15 protein-coding genes are annotated in these 18,449 nt (G+C 51.1%); 4 read left to right on the top strand and 11 right to left on the bottom strand.

The window, feature by feature from the left end; all coding sequences use genetic code 11:
- Positions 1 to 2 precede the first annotated feature (2 nt).
- Positions 3 to 2,867: a diguanylate cyclase domain-containing protein gene (locus tag BLR50_RS11775; protein ID WP_092642505.1), complete on the bottom strand. Its 2,865-nt coding sequence runs from the start codon at positions 2,865 to 2,867 to the stop codon at positions 3 to 5.
- Positions 2,868 to 2,964: 97 nt separating this feature from the next.
- A complete protein-coding gene (locus BLR50_RS11770; protein WP_162840419.1) occupies positions 2,965 to 5,691 on the bottom strand; it encodes a putative bifunctional diguanylate cyclase/phosphodiesterase in 2,727 nt (908 codons plus the stop codon).
- 363 nt (positions 5,692 to 6,054) lie between these two features.
- Here BLR50_RS11770 and tmk point away from each other — a divergent pair, with 363 nt between their 5' ends.
- Positions 6,055 to 6,693 carry a dTMP kinase gene (tmk, locus tag BLR50_RS11765; protein ID WP_162840418.1) on the top strand — a complete coding sequence of 213 codons (639 nt, stop codon included), beginning with the start codon at positions 6,055 to 6,057 and terminating at the stop codon, positions 6,691 to 6,693.
- Positions 6,694 to 6,783: 90 nt separating this feature from the next.
- Here tmk and BLR50_RS11760 read toward each other — a convergent pair whose 3' ends face one another.
- The 7 genes from BLR50_RS11760 to BLR50_RS11730 form a co-directional block, all read right to left on the bottom strand.
- Positions 6,784 to 7,455, bottom strand: a complete 672-nt coding sequence (locus tag BLR50_RS11760; RefSeq protein WP_205408700.1) for a sigma-70 family RNA polymerase sigma factor — start codon at positions 7,453 to 7,455, stop codon at positions 6,784 to 6,786.
- Positions 7,448 to 7,894 carry an anti-sigma F factor gene (gene spoIIAB / locus BLR50_RS11755; RefSeq protein WP_092642496.1) on the bottom strand — a complete coding sequence of 149 codons (447 nt, stop codon included), beginning with the start codon at positions 7,892 to 7,894 and terminating at the stop codon, positions 7,448 to 7,450. The genes BLR50_RS11760 and spoIIAB overlap by 8 nt, the downstream gene beginning before the upstream one ends.
- Before the next feature lie 91 nt (positions 7,895 to 7,985).
- Entirely contained in the window at positions 7,986 to 8,300 is a 315-nt protein-coding gene (locus BLR50_RS11750) for an STAS domain-containing protein (protein WP_092642492.1), read from the bottom strand.
- Positions 8,301 to 8,443: 143 nt separating this feature from the next.
- Entirely contained in the window at positions 8,444 to 9,721 is a 1,278-nt protein-coding gene (locus BLR50_RS11745) for a bifunctional folylpolyglutamate synthase/dihydrofolate synthase (protein ID WP_092642489.1), read from the bottom strand.
- 19 nt (positions 9,722 to 9,740) lie between these two features.
- Positions 9,741 to 10,298 (bottom strand): hypothetical protein, encoded by a 558-nt coding sequence (locus BLR50_RS11740; protein ID WP_092642486.1) that lies wholly within the window; start codon positions 10,296 to 10,298, stop codon positions 9,741 to 9,743.
- A 266-nt stretch (positions 10,299 to 10,564) separates the two neighbouring features.
- Positions 10,565 to 11,074 (bottom strand): transposase, encoded by a 510-nt coding sequence (locus tag BLR50_RS11735; protein WP_143008109.1) that lies wholly within the window; start codon positions 11,072 to 11,074, stop codon positions 10,565 to 10,567.
- An 833-nt stretch (positions 11,075 to 11,907) separates the two neighbouring features.
- Positions 11,908 to 12,450 carry a cysteine hydrolase family protein gene (locus BLR50_RS11730; RefSeq protein ID WP_092642479.1) on the bottom strand — a complete coding sequence of 181 codons (543 nt, stop codon included), beginning with the start codon at positions 12,448 to 12,450 and terminating at the stop codon, positions 11,908 to 11,910.
- Positions 12,451 to 12,752: 302 nt separating this feature from the next.
- Between BLR50_RS11730 and BLR50_RS11725 the strand changes: the two genes are divergently transcribed.
- On the top strand, positions 12,753 to 13,142 hold the full coding sequence (locus BLR50_RS11725; protein WP_092642474.1) for a DUF2127 domain-containing protein: 390 nt from the start codon (positions 12,753 to 12,755) through the stop codon (positions 13,140 to 13,142).
- 71 nt (positions 13,143 to 13,213) lie between these two features.
- Here BLR50_RS11725 and BLR50_RS11720 read toward each other — a convergent pair whose 3' ends face one another.
- Entirely contained in the window at positions 13,214 to 13,777 is a 564-nt protein-coding gene (locus BLR50_RS11720; protein WP_092642471.1) for a nitroreductase family protein, read from the bottom strand.
- Between the two features lie 202 nt (positions 13,778 to 13,979).
- Positions 13,980 to 16,598 carry a valine--tRNA ligase gene (locus BLR50_RS11715; protein WP_092642468.1) on the bottom strand — a complete coding sequence of 873 codons (2,619 nt, stop codon included), beginning with the start codon at positions 16,596 to 16,598 and terminating at the stop codon, positions 13,980 to 13,982.
- Between the two features lie 673 nt (positions 16,599 to 17,271).
- Between BLR50_RS11715 and BLR50_RS11705 the strand changes: the two genes are divergently transcribed.
- Together BLR50_RS11705 and tnpA are read left to right on the top strand one after the other, a co-directional pair.
- On the top strand, positions 17,272 to 17,952 hold the full coding sequence (locus BLR50_RS11705; protein WP_092642462.1) for a DUF3784 domain-containing protein: 681 nt from the start codon (positions 17,272 to 17,274) through the stop codon (positions 17,950 to 17,952).
- Between the two features lie 301 nt (positions 17,953 to 18,253).
- The coding region (gene tnpA / locus BLR50_RS11700; protein ID WP_423230291.1) for an IS200/IS605 family transposase at positions 18,254 to 18,449 on the top strand (196 nt) is incomplete at its 3' end.

The raw sequence follows: 18,449 nt of genomic DNA, 5'->3' as shown, positions 1-18,449 counted from the left end.
TGCTACAAGCCCATAATGGTATTCTCGAGAAGCCGGCTCTTGTAAAACGAGCATTCATATTTGTTGGTTAGCTGCTGTTTTTGCAGGATAATCTTAGAGGCCTCTTCCAACGAGATTGCCTCGCCCCCGGAGTAGGTAAAGCATACGTCCAGCTTATCCTCTAAAATATCAAACTCCTGCGTAGTAAGGGTGAGGGTGCAGGCAGTTGCGGTTTGGCGGGCAATATCCATCATCGATTTGAGTATCGAGAGGTGCTTGCGGCTATGTACGGCCTTACCGACCATATCATCGGCAAAGTGCACCACGTCAAAATGGAAATCACTGATAACATTATAGCTGGTATACATTCCGCCGAAGCCCAACAGCTCAATCTCGGAGGATAAATGTCGTATCCCTGTAACGAAGTTGTAGGCGGCCCGGTCAAACGTGCCGAGCATCTTCGGGTCTACGGCAAGCTCCAGGTTCTTCGGGTCTACCTGCTCCTCCTCTGCCACTCGGGTTAATACGGCAAGCACCGATTCGTTTTGCAGCATCAGCACCGGAATGCAGTAGGTGATAGCGGTATTATAGGTGTTATAAGGCTCTATTGATTTGATGGCGCGGCATACGGCGCGGAAGGTATGCTCCAGCAGAACTGTCTGGCGGTTGCTTTCTACCGCAATCTTGTAGATCTCTTCGCGACGAAGCTCTGGGTATTCGGGAATGAGAAGATCAATGTCGGCGTAAAAACGTACAATCTGCCGGTTGTTGTTGCACCATACCGGGATGAGCGAAAGCCTGATAATATCGCTGTCCTCAAGATCTTTAAGGTGCTCGGCCACCACGTCGTTTTTAACCTTTTCTTTATACAACGCTTCAGTGAACAGGCAGAACTTGTTCTTGCCGCGGCGTTTGGCGTTGTACATGGCAAAGTCTGCACAGGACAGCAGCTCCTTGTAGGTGTTGGCACCGAAGGCGCCCGCCTGCGCAACTCCCACACTGCCCGACAGCTTGTGAAGGATGCCCTCCTTCTCGTAGCCGCCCTGAAGGGTGGCTACAATCTTGCCGGCAACCTCTTCAAGCGCTTTCTCGGAAGATACCTCTTTAATAAATACAATAAACTCGTCACCGCCGATACGGCCGACCATATCCTTAGAGGAGATGACCTTGCAGACACTGGAGGATACAAACTGAAGAATCTGGTCGCCGAACTGGTGGCCGAAGGTATCGTTGATGATCTTGAAATTGTCAAGGTCGATCATCATCAGCGCGGAGTTCCCGCCCGTTTTCAGTTCATCCTTCACATGGCGTTCGATGGTGGCGCGGTTGTAGATGCCCGTGAGCTTGTCGTACTCTGCGGAATGGAGCACCTTGATGTCATACAGCTTCTTCTGGGTGATATCGGTGATAGAACCGATCACCTTAACGATCTTATCCTCTTTGTTTCGGATGGCGTTAGCAATACTCTCTGCCCACACGGCGTTGCCGCGGATATCGCGGGCCTCGTACTCTGCGTGATATACCCTCGCCATACCCGAGAGGAAGCGAGCAAAATCCTTGCTGCGCTGCTCCTCCGCCTCCGGATCGGTAGCATAGGCCCACGAACAGCCGGTGATGTCAACGTTTTCAACGCGCCGGGAGCCCAGCATCCCCTTATCCTTGGCCATGAAGATGTACTTCTGCGTTTCAACGTCATATTCCCAAACGATATCGCTTACCGCCTCGAGCGCCAGACGATAGCGCTTTTCGCCGTCGCGCAGCTCGTTAACCGTGTTGATAATCTGTGTATTTACATTGTTCAGGCTCTCGGCGATCAAGCCAAGCTCGTTATTCGCCCGATAGTTGCACCGGATATAGCCTTCTTCCTTCAAAACAGTGCCTGCCGAGGCCAGAATCTTCTTTAGGGGGCGCTGTATGGTTATCATCAGGAATATGGCCGCAAGGAAAGCAATGAGCGCCAACAGCGGCAGCATCAGGTTTACGGTAAGTGCAACCCTTTTTTCCGACTGGTAGATTTCATCTTGCGGACGCATGACAAACAGGTAGCCCTGAATAACCCGAAGCGGGTAATAAACCCCCTGCATGATTACATGATCGTTATAATTATAGCTGAATTCTCCGGCCTTTAACTCCTTCTGCCCCAGAGGGTTGAGCTTTTTCAGTTCCAAAAAGTTATTATAAAAGCCGTTGCGGTTTTCAAAGCTGGCAGCAGCAGTCTGCCGTTCCTGATATTTATGCGCAAATACGCGATCGCTGCTGTCTACAAAATAGAGATAACCATTGGTGCCGATAATCGTTTTTTTAGCGAGGTCAGAAAAGAAGGAGGTATCAAATTCAATTGCCAGAATACCGATAACCTCATCTTTTTCGATGATTGGTGCACAGGTGAAGAAATATGGCTTTTCGGCACTGTCTAATAGGATAGGCGAGGAATAGACCCCGTTTTTGTGTACGGCGTCAATAACCTCCTTTGCAGCATAATCGGTGCCTATAAGCTCGCTTTGAGTAGAAATTACCACCCTTCCCGCCGCGTTTAGCAGAAGAACTTCTCTTGCGTCATCCAATGCTTTGAGCTGTAAGGATAAACTGTTTAAAACAGCCTGAGGGTCAGACCGTTGTATATTGCTGCTAGCTTCGGCTGCCGAAGCAGGGCCGGTGAGCGCCTGCCGGTAAACTGGGTTGATCGCGGCGGACTGTGCAGCTTCCTTCTTATAGTTAAAATAATCCTCGGTTTGGTTGCTGATGGAATGGGCCAGATCAGAAAGCGCCGCAAGATTATGGTTTTGGGTGTAAGCGGAGAAGCTTATATTGATTAAAATACAGAGTACAATCAGGGGCACGATTACTGCCAGAACAATCGTCGACATGATTTTAGAAGAAACTTTCATTCGTACCCTCACTCTCTGTGTTTTTTATTGGAATTGCTCAAACAATCGATGAGCTCTTATGCTGTTCTTCCTTGTTCCGGAAGAGGACAAGAAAGGCTTAGGATACCGGCAAGCCCCTTTTGGTTACCACTTGCTCAAATTCGGCTTTGGGTAATGGCCTGCTGTAAAGATACCCCTGTATAAAGTTGCAGTTGAACTTCTTGAGAATAGAATCCTGAAACTTGGTTTCAACGCCCTCGGCAACCACCTGTATGTTGAAATCCTGTACCAGCTCAATAATCTTGGAAAGCATCTTGCGGCTCTTTACGCTGTCCTCCAGCTCGTTGATGTAGGATTTATCAATCTTCAGGCAGCTGATTGGCAGCATCATGAGGTAGTTTAAGCCGGAGTAACCCGAGCCGAAATCATCCAGCGCAAAGTTGATGCCATGGCGCTGAAGCTCGCCCATGGTTTTCTTCACGGCGTCGTAGGAACGGATGACCACGTTTTCGGTAATCTCGAACTCAATAACGGTTGGCGGCAGCTGGTAGCGCGAGATAATGCTCCACATGCTGTCTACAAAATTCTCCTGCACCAGCTGAAGCGGCGATATGTTAATGGCCATCGATTCCAGTACGATGCCCTTTTTGGCAAGCTCGCACAGGTTGCTGCACACACGGTCTACCACCATCAGGCCTATATCGCTGATGAGCCCGACCTCCTCGGCAATACCGATGAACTCGTCGGGCGGGATGAAGCCCAGCTCGTCGTCGTGCAGCCGCAAAAGCGCCTCTGCCTTGGTAAAGCAGCCCTTATCCACGTTGTAGATGGGCTGATAATAAACCTCGAACTTTGCCTCTTTCAAGGCGTGCATCATAATCTCCTGAATCTTATGGCGGCGCTCGATCTTCTTGCACAGCACCTCGTCATACAGTACATAGCGGTTTTTACCGGTAGCCTTGGCATCGTAAACCGCGTATTCCCCGTTGGCAATCAGCTGCTTGGGGTTGACGCCGCTCTTGGGAAAGCCCGCTACACCCAGGCTGACGGTACAGGTGCAGTCTACGTCGTATACTCTCCACGGCCGGTTAAACCGCGAGAGCAGCTCGTCCGCAACCGTGATAGCCGCATCCATCTCGCAGCCCTGCAGCAATATAAAGAATTCGTCACCGCCAAAGCGGAACACCTTGCCCACCAAATCGGGGCATTCGTTAAAATACTTTACAATCTGGCGCAGCATCTCGTCGCCATACTGCGAGCCGAGGGTGTCGTTGACAAACTTAAACTCATCAAGGTCAAGGATAATAATAGAACCCCACGCTGTTTCTGCGCCGCCGTCGAATACCGACTGCAGCACCCGCATCAGGTAAGCCCGGTTGGGGATATCCAAAAGCGCGTCGTAGTAGGCGAGCTTTTCAACCTCCAGCTCAAACAGCTTCTTTTTGTTGATATCGGTGGTGCTGATAAGGCAGGCATCGCTGCCGTCAAACCATGTAAACCGCGAGGCGTGCAGATCAAACCACTTGTTAACGTTGCTGTTATATACCTCGTATCGAAGCCTTTCGCCCGGCTCTTTAAAACGGCTGATCGGGCAGTAGGCACAGCGCTCGCCGTCGTCAAGGTTGGCTATCTTGGTGCAGAGATCACCCGGCCGTGCCTCGGGGTAGGCATTCTGCATGGCCAGGTTCATGAACAGGATTCTTCCCGTCAGGGCGTTTACCGCATAGGTGAGTGAGCCGTTGTTATCGGCTATGGTATACATCATCGCCTGCGAACGGTCGGCAAAATCAAAGCCCAGCTTCTGCAACACCGCAGAGGAGATTACCGCGGCGGCGGCCTTCAGGCCGGTTAAGCGGCTGAGCCCCCATTTGGGCAGCAGCGCATCCTTTTCAAAGGTAATTACCGCCACCGTAACACCGTTGCGCTTGACGGCAGCCTGCAGCACCTCGCCGGTGTGGTCGCTAATCAGCAGGTCGCTCAGGGCGTGCGGCAGGTCTTCCATGGTGCAGGTATGAAAAAAGCCGTGCTTATCAAACCGCTCTTCGGTGCTGCCGGTATAATAGGCGCCAAGCGTTTCGGAGAGGGCACCCTCCAGCAGCGGGGAAAGCGAACGCATGGCGGGTACCTTCCACTCGAAGGTAACGGCACGCTCGCCAAGCTGGGGCAGCGACCGAAACACCGTAATGCGCGAAAGCCCGAAATGCTCCCCGATAAGTGAAAGCGCGTTTAAAATACCGGTACCAAGCTCGGGCGCTTTGGCAATACCGTCCATGATTTCGTTTTCAAAAACCGTGTAGGCCAGCGCCTCTTTCAGCTCCCCGGTAAGGGTATTCTGCTTGAGCAGCTGGGCGCGCAGGTTATATTTATCATCCAGAAGCCCGGTTATAATGTCGCTGAAGATGGTTACCGCGCGTGTGGCAAGGTGAAAGCGGTCGGGGCTGATTTTGTAATGATTTTCATCCTCGGAAAGCTGCCAGAACAGCACAATCTGCCCATTCTGGAATACCGGGATATAGCAGAACCGAACCCCCAGCTCACAGGTGCCGCTGCAGGGCAGGCTGTTTTCGCGCACCTGGTTGATAGACTGAGCCTTTACAAAGCGGCAGGATTCCAGATCGTTTGCCGACCGTCTGCGGCAGGCGGAGGACCCAGAAGGCTCCACAGCCGGAACCCCTTCGGCGGTTAACACCATACAATCTACGTGCAGCGACTTTATAATAAAATCCTGCAGATACTTTAATTTTTCCAAATCAATAACCGTGCCAAGCCTGGCGGTACTTTCCGCCCCCATAGCAGGTAAACCGCCGTCGGACGGCTTACCGCCGGCATTTTTCTTTTTTGGCATCTGAGGCATGTCATGCTCCCCCGTCCGTGTATACTTATATCCGACGCATAAGCATATAAAAACCTTTCGTGTATGGGTTTTGATGCAGATTTTTATCAATGCTTTTTATCGGAGATTAGTATTTTATCCCCGTTAACCCCGGCACAGATGAAATCAAACGCTTCATCCTAAAAAGAAAATATTAAATACTTATAAATCAATTATACAACTTATTCCTGTATAGTTTCAATATATTCCCCCAAATTATTATTCCCTGTGGCAGATAATTTGACGAGAAGCCCCGTCGGGCTTTGTTGTATTAGAGGGTGGTTTGTGCTAGAATAGAGCATAGAAAAAACGCTTGATGGAATGCGGGGAGCGCAGATGAACGAAAACAACACCAAACGGGGCCGCTTTATTGTGTTTGAGGGGATTGACGGCTCGGGCAAAAGCACGCAGATTTCACTGCTGGAGAAGGGGCTGCTCTCGCAGGGCAGGCGTGTGTACCGAACCGCCGAGCCGACCGAAAGTGCCGTGGGCGGGCTTATACGCGAAACCCTTGCGGGCGATACCAGGCGTTCGGCCTGCGAGCTGGCGTCGCTTTTTTTGGCCGACCGCATCCGCCACAACGCAAACCCTGAAACCGGCATTCAACATTACCTGGAGAGCGGGGTGGACGTGCTCTGCGACCGCTACTACTATTCGTCATTTGCCTATCAGGGCCTGGACACCGACCTTGATTGGGTGATGCAGCTTAACCTTGGCTGCCCCGAAATCCTGCGCCCCGACCTGTGCATTTTTTTAGACGTTGACGCGCAGAGATGCAAGGAGCGGGTGGACAAGGCACGGCTTCACCTTGAAATCTTCGAGCAGTCGGGCGAGCAGCTGAACCGCATACGCGGAAAGTTCTTTGAGGTGTTTGGACGCCTGGAGGGCCGCGAAAACATCGTGGTGGTGGACGCTGTGCGCACTGCGGAGGAGATTTCTGCGGAAATACTGGAGCTGGTAAAAAGAATATTATAATGGGTGGGTGTCGGCAATCTACCTTATAAAATAAATTAAGCCACGCATTGAACGCGTGGCCTTTCATTTTATTATGGGCTGTGGGCTGTGCTATCCCGTCAGTTCCCTGCGCAGGGCGGATAGTATCTTCTTTTCGCGGCGCGAAACCTGAACCTGCGTCATACCTAAGGCGTTGGCGGTTTCGGTTTGAGTTTTGTTGCAGAAGTAGCGCAGCACAATCAGGCGGCGGTCGTTCGGTTCGAGCGACGACACCACCGACTTAAGCGAGAGGATGTCGGAGATCTCCTCCTCGTGTGACACTACGGGGATATCGTATTGCCCGCCGCCGTCGTCGTCCGCCTCGGTGAGCGAAACGGGGGGCAGAGAAGCGCCCAGCGCCTCGGATACCTCCGCCGGGTCGAGCGCCATCAGCTCGGCAAGCTCCCCTACGGTGGGCTCGCGCCCGGTTTGCTGCGCAAAGCGCTCGCGTTCGCGCGTTACCTTCAGCGAAAGCTCCTTTAGCGTGCGGCTTACCTTTACGGTGCCGCCGTCGCGGAACAGGCGGCGCATCTCGCCCAGGATTACCGGAACGGCGTAGGTGGAAAAGCGCACGCCGCGCGAGTAATCAAAGGCATCGGCCGCCTTGATAAGCCCCATGCAGCCCGCCTGATACAGGTCGTCGTATTCAATGCCGCGCCCCTTGAAGCGGTGGGCGCAGGAATGCACCAGCCCGAGGTTATTTTCCACAACCTCATCACGTTTTTGCAGTAATGCTTCAGTCATCAGCCATGCCCCTAGATTTGATAGTCTTGGAAAGGGTGACGGTGGTGCCCTTGCCCACGCGGGAGATTACCGTTACCTTATCCATAAACGACTGCATCACGGCAAAGCCAAGGCCGGCCCTCTCGCCGCCTTGACAGGAGGTGAACATCGGCTCCATGGCTTGCGCGACGTCGGCGATGCCGCAGCCCTTATCACGGATTTTGATGCGGATTTTGCCGCCCTCGAAGATGCGTGCGTTTATGTACACAAGGCCGATCCTGTCTTTATAGGCGTGTATGATACAGTTGGTTACCGCCTCGGATACGGCGGTTTTTACATCCGCCAGCTCGTCCACCGTGGGGTCGAGCTGCGAGAAGAAGGCCGAAACCGATACCCTGGCGAAGCCCTCGTTGCTGCTTTTGCTGGGGAAGGTGAGGCTCATTTCATTGATGCATTTCATATTCACATCATGCCTTTCCGATATAAAATGAATTACCGAAAACCCGCGGACGCGCAGTGCGCGCCCCTAAAAGAATGATCAGGCCACAGCGTTATTTATTGCCTTCAATAACCGCCAGCTTGTCGAGCCCCGCTACGCGCATTACCTTTTTAAGCTGGGCGGACACGTTGATGACCCGAAGCTCGCCCTCCAAAAGCTGCATCTGCTTATACCGCCCCATTATCAGGCCGATGCCCGAACTATCCATAAAGGTGACCTCCTTGTAGTCGAGGTAGAGCACCTTGGGCTTGTGGTCGAACAGCGCGGAGTCGATATCCTCGCGGATGTCCTTGGCGGTGTGATGGTCGATATCGCCGATAATCTTCGCCATCATGGTGTCGTTTTCAAAGGTGATGTATACGGGCATACCTTCAACTTCCTTTCGTTTGGGCTGAGCGCGGATATCGGGCCAAATCGGGTAAAAAAATAATCTCCTACCAACTAATGATAGGAGATTATCGCAAAATTATTTAGCGAATGTGCACCGCGAATTAAGGCACAACAATGCGCTTATTGGGGCAGATTCATAAGGATGGGTCGAATCTCGGCGGCTAAGAACAGCGAACCGCACACAAACACGCAGCCGTCGGCGCCCGCCGCGTTGATGGCGAGTGAAACAGCCTCGTTTAAGTCCTCACAGGGGGTGCAGTAGGGGTTATAGTCCCGCACCGTTTCGCACAGCTGCTGCGCACTTATACCCCTTGCGGTATGCACCGTAACGGCGAAAACATGATCAAACAGCGGGGCAAGCAGGCGTGCGCCCTCGCGGTAATCCTTATCGCCGAGGCTGCCGAGGATCAGCACGCGGGTGCCCTGCACTCTTGCTGCCGTATCGGCTACGGTTTTAAGCCCCTGCGGGTTGTGCCCGCCGTCGAGCACGATGCGCGGGTGTTGGTGCAGCGTTTCCAGCCTTGCGGGGAAGCGCACCGTCGCGATGCCCTGCACAATCGCCTCGTCGCTTACCGAAAAGCCCTGTTTTTTAAGCTCCTCCACCACACACAGCACCGTGATAAGGTTATACACCTGATGCCGCCCGCCCAAAGGCAGGGTGAGGGTAAGCTCGCCGTACCGCACCGTGCTTGAGAATATCTCGTCGCGCACCACCACGGCGGCGTTGGGATTGCCCATGATGAGCCGCCCGCCGCGCTCGGAGACGCACTGCAGTATCACCGCCAGCGCGTCGGGGTCAAGCACCGGGTAGCATACCACCGTGCCGCCAGCCTTAATGATGCCGCACTTTTCAAACGCGATCTTCTCGATGGTATCGCCTAAGATGTCGGTGTGGTCCAGCCCGATGTTGGTGATTACCGCCACCAGCGGGCGGTCGATGACGTTGGTGGGGTCAAACCGCCCGCCAAGCCCCACCTCGAGGCAGACAAGGTCGCAGCCCTGCTCGGCAAACCAATAAAGCCCGATGGCGGTAACCACCTCGAACTCGCTGGGGCAATCCAGCTCATTGGTAACAACCTCCACCTGCTGCTTAACGATCTCGGTAACGCGCGCAAGCTCCTGCGGGGGGATGTATGCTCCGTTTATCTGGATGCGCTCGGTGAAGTTTACCACAAAGGGCGACACAAACAGCCCGGTTTTATACCCTGCCTGCTGCAATACGCTTGCCGTCATGGCGGCCGTGCTGCCCTTGCCGTTGGTGCCCGCGATGTGCACGAATTGAAGCCTCTTTTGCGGGTCGCCGAGCAGTTGAAGAAGGCGTGTGATTTTTGTAAGCCCCGCCTTTTTGCCGAAGCGGCGGAGGGAGTGGATGTATTGTAGGGATTGGGGGTAGGTCATGGTTTTTACCTCGGGTTTTTTATTTGGCTTCTGCTAAATTGTGTTCTTTGTTGTATGTAAGAATTCGTTCGCTGAGTGCATAGATATCATAGTTTAGTTCTTCGGCGATTGGGTAACCAAGACCGTATATATTACTGAGAGAACGAACATGTTCTTTCCAGTGTTCAAGGTTTTGTGGATAAAGGCTTTTTATCGTGCAAAGTGACATTGCTGAACAAATTGCCTCTTCATTATTATCGCCTTTTGGCTTATCAATTCCATAAATTGAATAAAATACATAGTGACACAGTTCATGTGCAAATTGATAGATGATTTGTGAAGTCTGTGAAAAATCACTGATATTAAGTTTAATTACTATATATTTACTACATATTAATGTTGTTATAGGGGTATATCCTGACATGGAATTCTCTTTTGTTTGTTTATCGTAGAGTGCATTATCAATATATAAATCAATCTTTAACATAGTTTCTAGCCCGAATACAGCAACAAATAAATTCATTACTTGCAAAAGAGTAGCACAAAAATTATCATATGATTCATATTCTTTCAGATTTCCGCTAATTTCAAATGACATCGAATTCCCCCTCTTATAATAAAAATATATCCTTAAAGTAAATATAAGTTTAATCCAGTAGCACCAACCAGTCAACCGCGCTCATAAAGCAAGTATACCAGAAAGCCTGCAATACTCGGAGTTTATCAATTGAAAAATGGTTGACAAACAGAATATTTGTATGCTATGCGGGACAGTTTGGCGGGTAACGGAACGGTCAAGACCGTTCCCTACAAGGCGCGTTCTTCCACCATGATTGCTCCACATTTTTTAAACAAGCCCTATAGTTACAACAGCCCATCGTCCCGCCAATTTAAATTATTCGCAAGGATGTATTCTCTTATCTGTTGAAATTCCTGCTCGTTTCTTATAATGTGGTCGTGAAACGATTTTTGCCAGACGGAAATAAGCGGGTTCATCTCGTGTATTTGTTTAGCCACGCCCGATTTATACAGGCCAACCACAGTAGAAACCGTAGGGAACGGTCTTGACCGTTCCGTTGTATCCCCGAATTGTTCCTTTTCTCGTTCTAATTTTTCTGTTTCCTTAGATAAAAGTAAAATAAGATGAACATGATTTGGCATAACTATATAAGCGGAAAGCTTGGTCATTGGAAAATGGCTTTGTATATTAAGCAGATGTGCCTGCGCAATTGTTCCATAATCATTTAGTACCATTTTACCGTCTTCTATTCTCCCGAAAAGATATTGTCGGTAGAACGTGCAAATGGTAATGAAATATGCACCACATTTTGAATAATCGTAGTTGCTTAACCTTTGAAGTTTTCTTTGTGGCAAATTCAAATTAACACCACCAGTTGAAATAATAATGGTTGAAAATAATGCCTTTACATATTAATTTGAGCATACCCCAATCCAATCAACCTGTCAACAACCCCCAATATAACAAATAAACTCAGAAGACCTGCATCTTCTCGGTGCTATATGTTTTGCAAATAGGAGGCGGGCGGAACGGTTGGGGATTGGGTAAGCGGAACGGTCACGACCGTTCCCTACAAAGAACGGGGCCCCAACCCCTCCCGTTTCTTGGGCAGGGTAAGAGCTTTTAGCGCGCCAAAACGGGAGGGGCAATGTTGCGGCGGGGGCGAAGCCCCCGCCGCACAAACCCCAATGTAATTGGGGTTACCCCCTCTTTTTGCGTAAGAAGCCTGACCTATTAGGCATATCCAAGACGCGAAAGGGGGGATGGGGGGTATGGAGAGGCAATGCCCGAAATTACCGCCCCACAGGGTACGAAGATAGGTCTGCCCCTGTAACGCACAATTCAGTGTAGGGGCGCGCATTGCGCGCCCGCGGTTTCACCTCAGGCTGGATTGTATCCGCGGGAGGCCAATGGCCTCCCCTACAAATGTACGGTTCAGTTGTAGGGGCGAACCCGTGTGTTCGCCCAATAAATATAAAACCGAGAAAGCCCGCACCTTCTCGGTATTTTTAAGCCTATACAAACCCACCCCAACCCCTCCCGTTTCTTGGGCAGGGCAAGAGCTTTTAGCGCACCAAAACGGGAGGGGCAAGGCTGCGGCGGGGGCGAAGCCCCCGCACGTTTAACCCCCCTTTGCGTAAGATGCCTGACCTCTTAGGCATATCCAAGACGCGAAAGGGGTGCGAAGCTATTCGGCAATTGACACCATTTTGTTGATAACCTCATTCACCGGAATAACCTCCGCGAAGCGGCCGTTCCAGATTTTCTGCTCGTAATAATCCACCAGCAAAGAGCCGGATAGGAACTTATTATCAAAGGTGGTCGTTGCCCCTTTGGGGATGATGACGGAATAGCCGTATTCAAAGGCCACCTTGCAGGTTGTATCAATGCAGTAGTCTGTCTGCATGCCGGTAAGAATCAGCCGGTCAATGCCTTTTTGGGTTAGATATTCCCTTAATCCGGTAGACCGAAAGGCGCTGTTTACATTTTTATCAAAGATTCTCTCCCCCGGCTTTGGCGAGATAGCCTCATGGACATTCCAGCCCTCGGTGTTTGCCTCCAGGATATCTCCCGCGCCGCCGTCGTGCCGCACATAAATTACTTCAATATCGCTATTGCGCGCGGCTTGAAGCAGCTGCCGGATAGTGGCTAAGAATTCATCCTCGCGATATGGGTGGAGGCCAACCAACGCCTGCTGTACATCAATAACCAGTAATGCTGTTTTACTCATAAAAGCACCTCATAACAAGATTTTATTCTATTTCTAATAATACTTATTCGAGCTCTCTTTTCATCAACAATAGTTGATAATCGTTTCGGCCGATTCGAACCGTTTCGCCGGAATACTGCTGAAGGCCTCTCTTTTCATAGAGCGATTCCTTTCCTTAATGAAACAAGTGGCATGAATATTAAAAGCATATCTTAATCTTTCTTTGTTGTCAACAATCCCCAGAGCAGCATATTGCCTTTCTTCCAACTGCGCCTTATAATTGTAAAAAAAGAGCTAATGTCAGACATTTGGGAGGATATTAAATGAAAAGGTATAAAATTGCCGCAGTGCTGATGATTATCCACGGTGGCCTTATGGAGATTGGGGGCTGCCTGTCGCTGATTCCGTCGCTGCTTAACGGCTCTGCTTCTGCCGGTTCGCAGTATTTCTCGTTTATCGTGCCGTATCTGCAGGAAAACATTGCACTGATGACGGTTATGGGCGGGATTTATGGCATTGTGCGGGTTACGGGTGCCATTGGCCTGCTGAAAAACCGTATGTGGGGGCTGGTGCTTTCGGTAATAAACTGTGTGATTACCATGGCACTGATGATTTTTATGCTGCCTGCCGGTATCTTTGACGGCATCCTTTCCTGCACCTCTCTGATTTTAATCCTGACCGCCTACTTCGGAAAGAAACAAATCAAAGAATAAGCTATTATATCTTTAGCATATAAAAACAAGCCGGAAGAGGGGCGCCCCTTTTCCGGCTTGTATGTTAACGGTTAGTAATGCCCCATAACGGGCTTATCCTTTGCCTTGTGCTTGCGGTCGGGTTCATACTTCTGCCAATAGACGCGCTTTTCGTTATATCGGCAGCGGCCCTCCGGCTGCTGAGTTGGGTGCCCTACATAAATAATCGCAAGCGGTACAACATATTCGGGGATGTTGAGCACCTTTCGTACCTGACGTATCTTCGGCTCGGTGGGGTATACGCCAATCCACACCGCCCCAAGCCCGATATCGGTTGCCGCAAGCAATATGTTCTCAACCGCCGCCGAGCAGTCGCAACCCCATAGGTCTTTGTCGGACCCTTTAAAGGCCAGCTTCATGTTACCGCACACCACAATGGCTGTCGGTGCGTTGTAGCGCGCGAAGATCAGCTGCGTTTTCAGCTCATCCAGAACAGCCTGCTCGTTGATAACAATGTACTCCCACGGCTGCGTGTTGGCAGCGGTGGGCGCCGAAAAGGCCGCTTTGAGCAGAATGTCAATATCCTTTTCGGCCACCGGCTCACCGGTAAACTCCCGTATGCTTCTGCGGTTATAGATCGCTTCTAATGTCTCCATCTGCAAGACCATTCCTTTCTTACGTTTGAATATTGAAAGGTTTGTGGTTGAAGATTATTCACTCCAGTCGTCATAGATTGCTTGCCATCAGCGCCTTTAAGGATATGCCAAAACCGTATAAATGTCAAGATAAGACAAAAAATCCGGGAGAAGGTGCTTCCCCCGGATTAATACTTAAAACATAAAGACCTTGTTGCCCGTTTTATTTCAGTGCCGCAATGCTCTCGTTGATGAGCGCCAGCTTATCCTGCGCGGCCTTGAGCTTTACCTTCTCCTGCTCGATAACGGCGGCGGGGGCCTTGGCTACGAAGCCCGCGTTGTTCAGCTTGCCCGATACAAACGCGATATCCTTCTCGCAGGCGGCCTTCTCGCGGTTAAGGCGCTCCAGCTCCTTTGCAGTATCCACCAGCTCCTGCATAGGGATGTAGATTTTAGCGCTCTCGGTGATTACCGAAACAGCGTCGGTGCCCGTGTATTCCTTCACCAGCTCCACCGATGCGGCAGAGGCCAGGCGCTCGAAGAAGGCCTTACCCTGCGCGAAGGCTTCGGTGTAATCGGTAACGATGAACACATGCGCCTTTTTGGAAGGGGGCACGTTCATCTCGCTGCGGCGGTTGCGGATGGCCTTGATGGCGTACATCACGCGCTCAAACTCGGTTTCCTCGGCGGCGAAATCCAGCGCCTTATCGTATACCGGCCACGCGCTTACCATAATCGAGGGGCCCTCGTGCGGCAGCGCCTGCCAGATCTCCTCGGTGATAAACGGCATGAACGGGTGCAGCAGCTTTAGGGTGTTAGAGAGTACAAACACCAGTACCCTCTGGGCGTTTAAGGATACCTCGCCGCCCGCAAGCAGGCGCGGCTTGGTGAGCTCGATATACCAGTCGCAAAACACGTTCCAGATAAAATCGTACAGCTTTGCTATCGCAATGCCCATCTCGAACTTCTCGAGATTATCGGTTACCTCGGCGGTAAGGGTGTTGAGCTTGCTTACAATCCACTTATCCTCTACCAGCAGCTCGTTAGGAAGCTTTACCTCGGTAACCTCGTCGGAAAGGTTCATCAGCACAAAGCGGGAGGCGTTCCACAGCTTGTTGCAGAAGTTGCGCGAGGCGGTAATCTTCTCCTCTGAAAAACGCATATCGTTGCCCGGGCTTGTACCGGTAAGCAGGGTAAAGCGCAGCGCGTCGGCACCGAAGTTTTCAATCGCCTCCAGCGGGTCGATGCCGTTGCCGAGGCTCTTGCTCATCTTGCGGCCCTGTGCGTCGCGGATGATGCCGTGGATGAGCACGGTGTGGAAGGGGGTTTTGCCCATCTGCTCGCAGCCCGAGAAGATCATGCGCGCCACCCAGAAGAAGATGATATCATACGCCGTCATCAGGGTGTCGGTGGGGTAGAAGTAGTCAAGCTCGGGTGTTTTATCCGGCCAGCCGAGGGTGGAAAACGGCCACAGGCCGGAGCTAAACCAGGTATCCAGCGTGTCGGGGTCTTGCGACATATGCCCGCCGCATTTGGGGCAAACGTCAACACCTTCGCGCGAAACCACCATCTCGCCGCAGTCGTCGCAATAGTAGGCGGGGATACGGTGGCCCCACCACAGCTGGCGGGAGATACACCAATCCTTGATGTTCTCCATCCAGTGGAAGTAGATTTTATCAAACCGCTCGGGGATAAACTTGGTTTCGCCGCTCTTTACCGCCTCGATGGCAGGCTCGGCCAGCGGCTTCATCTTTACAAACCACTGCTTGGATACGCGCGGCTCCACCACGCTGCGGCAACGGTAGCATTCGCCCACGTTGTGCTTGATGTCCTCAATCTTGCACAGCAGCCCTTCGTCCTGAAGCTGCTTTACAATCAGCTTGCGCGCCTCTAAGTTGGTCATGCCCGCATAGCGCCCGGCGTTCTCGTTCATGGTGGCGTCTTCGTTCATCACGTTGATGACGGGCAGGTTGTGGCGCAGGCCCACCTCGAAATCGTTGGGGTCGTGCGCGGGGGTAATCTTCACCACGCCGGTGCCGAAGTCCATCTCTACATAGCTGTCGGCAACGATGGGAATCTCTCTATTTACTATGGGAAGAATCACGTTTTTGCCGATGAGCTTCCGGTAGCGCTCGTCGTCGGGATGCACCGCCACCGCGGTATCGCCCAGCATGGTTTCGGGGCGGGTGGTGGCAAGCTCCAGGAAGCCGCTGCCGTCGGCAAGCGGGTATTTGATGTGCCAGAAATGGCCTTCCTTCTCTTCATACTCTACCTCGGCGTCCGAGATCGAGGTGCGGCAGTGCGGGCACCAGTTGATGATGCGCTCGCCGCGGTAGATGAGCCCCTTTTCATACAGGCGCACGAACACCTCGCGCACCGCCTTGGAGCAGCGCTCGTCCATGGTGAAGCTCTCGCGCTCCCAGTCGCAGGACGAACCCATCTTCTTTAGCTGTTCGATAATGCGTGTGCCGTATTTCTCGCGCCACGCCCACGCGCGCTCAAGAAAGCCCTCGCGCCCGAGGTCGGCCTTGGTAAGGCCCTCTTTCTTCATGGCCTCCACGATCTTCGCCTCGGTGGCGATGGCGGCGTGGTCGGTGCCCGGCATCCACAGCGCCTCATAGCCCTGCATACGCTTAAAGCGGATGATGCTGTCCTGCATCGAGTTATCCAGCGCGTGGCCCAAATGCAGCTGGCCGGTGATGTTGGGCGGCGGCATCATGATGGTGTACGGCTTTTTATCCTTATTGACGACGGCGTGGAAAAAGCCCCCTTTAAGCCAAAAATCATAAAGACGATTTTCAACCTGTTTTGAATCATACAGTTTTTCCAGTTCCTTAGACATTTTCCTACCCCGTTTCTGTTATTTGCAAATTGATTTGCTGCTCTGTATAGAGCATTGACAGCATATTCGTACTAATTTCAATGAAATTTAAATTAGTATCTGAAAATATGCTACCCTTTATTATGCGCGGGGATGGGGAGGATGTCAAGGTTTTTGGGAGGGCTTGTTGACTAAAAAAGAAAAAGCCGCTGCGGGTACAGCGCCAGGTTTTAAAAACAACTTGAAGCGAAATGGGGGCCTCTCGTTCGGGGGCGCCAGCCCCCGAACATTTCTCCCCCTCCCACAGAAGAAGCGCTAGATATTACGGCAGGCTTGGTCGTGGGATGGGGTTGGGGGTGGGTATTAAGATGGTAGAGGTAAAAGGGCAGAAGACAGAAAAGGTACGGGGGTCGAGGGCACCATCCTTTGTAGGGGAGGCCATTGGCCTCCCGCGGATATTATCCGGTCTGGGTGAAACCGCGGGCGCGCAATGCGCGCCCCTACACCTAGGCAAAACGGTCAAGACCGTTCTTTACATGAACACAGGTGACGGTATAAAAACGCCAAGTTTCTGTGCAAGGTAAGCAAAATATGTAATTTACAATCAGGTAATATCTGCATATTAATAGTGGAAAAAGAAAATGCCAAGTGATATAATCAGCTAAAACAAACTACAGCAAATCGAGGTATTAAAATGACCATCTTATATATTGTTTTAGCCTTGCTGGCTATACTCTCCATTATTCTTCTTACAGGCCATGGCGCTTTCCTGATTGCAGGCTATAACACATCGAGTTCTGAAGAAAAGGCGAAATACGACACTAAAAAGCTTTGCCGCACGGTAGGGGTAATGCTGCTGCTTATCACCATTGCTACCGCCGGGCTGCTGATTATTCCTGCTTACAGTGCGCTTGCCACGCCTTATCTCGTCTTTTACTTTATCTTTCTGCTTGCCGATGTGGGAGTAACTCTGTATTACACCAACAAAAAGTGCTTTAAAGAAGGATTCATTGAGGGTGAAAGCTCTGTAGATGAGATAAGCGCCGATACCAAAAAGAAAAAGTCGGTTGCAGTTATCATAGGTATCTGTGTTGTGGTGCTGCCGGTTATCCTGCTGGTAAGCATTTTACTGTATCAGGCCGGGCAGCCGCCGGTTTTCACCATAACCGATGATGCTTTGACAATTTCCTGCTCCTTCGGAGAAACCATTCCCCTGAGCGATATCAAGGGCTTGCAGATGAAAGACAGCCTGCCGCAAGACCTGCAAAAAACCAACGGTTCCAATTTCGGCGCCATCCTAAAAGGAAGATTCAAAGCGGAGGGAAGCGAAGCCCAGGTTTATATCAACGCCGCAAACCCCCGTTTCTCTATATAGAAACCACCTGCGGGCTTACTATTATAAATGACCAGGATAGCGTAAAAACTGAGGCGCTTTATGAGAGATTAAAATCGGTAATTCAATAATCATCCCCTAATGACGAAAACGGTAACAGAAGATAAGCTGTGCTAAAAGTAAAGCCGGGCTTACCCTGTGGGTAGCCCGGCACGTTTATTGTAGCTTCAGCGCAAAAAACCACCAGCTCTGCTGGTGGAATTAGAACGCTTATAGCGAAAAGAGGTCCTCCAGTGATAGAATGATGAAGGTTCACCAACCGCATCAAAAAACAAAGGAGGACATGTCAATGGATGACATAAATAGTTTAACACATTCGAAATGGAGATGTAAATATCATATAGTATTTGCACCGAAGTATAGACGACAAGAAATATATGGACAAATCAAGGTGGATATAGGGCAGATACTTAGGAAATTATGCGAACAAAAAGGGGTGGAAATAATAGAGGCACAGGCATGCCGCGACCATATACACA

It is taken from the genome of Acetanaerobacterium elongatum (assembly GCF_900103835.1).
Classification (GTDB): Bacteria; Bacillota; Clostridia; order Oscillospirales; family Ruminococcaceae; genus Acetanaerobacterium; species Acetanaerobacterium elongatum.
Note: the sequence above shows the minus strand (reverse complement) of the source record. Positions and strands in the feature narration are given on the sequence as shown.

Coding starts and splice junctions, on each gene's coding strand:
- BLR50_RS11775 (WP_092642505.1), bottom strand. CDS start 2,867: ATGAAAGTTTCTTCTAAAATCATGTCGACGATTGTTCTGGCAGTAATC.
- BLR50_RS11770 (WP_162840419.1), bottom strand. CDS start 5,691: ATGCCAAAAAAGAAAAATGCCGGCGGTAAGCCGTCCGACGGCGGTTTA.
- tmk (WP_162840418.1), top strand. CDS start 6,055: ATGAACGAAAACAACACCAAACGGGGCCGCTTTATTGTGTTTGAGGGG.
- BLR50_RS11760 (WP_205408700.1), bottom strand. CDS start 7,455: ATGACTGAAGCATTACTGCAAAAACGTGATGAGGTTGTGGAAAATAAC.
- spoIIAB (WP_092642496.1), bottom strand. CDS start 7,894: ATGAAATGCATCAATGAAATGAGCCTCACCTTCCCCAGCAAAAGCAGC.
- BLR50_RS11750 (WP_092642492.1), bottom strand. CDS start 8,300: ATGCCCGTATACATCACCTTTGAAAACGACACCATGATGGCGAAGATT.
- BLR50_RS11745 (WP_092642489.1), bottom strand. CDS start 9,721: ATGACCTACCCCCAATCCCTACAATACATCCACTCCCTCCGCCGCTTC.
- BLR50_RS11740 (WP_092642486.1), bottom strand. CDS start 10,298: ATGTCATTTGAAATTAGCGGAAATCTGAAAGAATATGAATCATATGAT.
- BLR50_RS11730 (WP_092642479.1), bottom strand. CDS start 12,450: ATGAGTAAAACAGCATTACTGGTTATTGATGTACAGCAGGCGTTGGTT.
- BLR50_RS11725 (WP_092642474.1), top strand. CDS start 12,753: ATGAAAAGGTATAAAATTGCCGCAGTGCTGATGATTATCCACGGTGGC.
- BLR50_RS11720 (WP_092642471.1), bottom strand. CDS start 13,777: ATGGAGACATTAGAAGCGATCTATAACCGCAGAAGCATACGGGAGTTT.
- BLR50_RS11715 (WP_092642468.1), bottom strand. CDS start 16,598: ATGTCTAAGGAACTGGAAAAACTGTATGATTCAAAACAGGTTGAAAAT.
- BLR50_RS11705 (WP_092642462.1), top strand. CDS start 17,272: ATGACCATCTTATATATTGTTTTAGCCTTGCTGGCTATACTCTCCATT.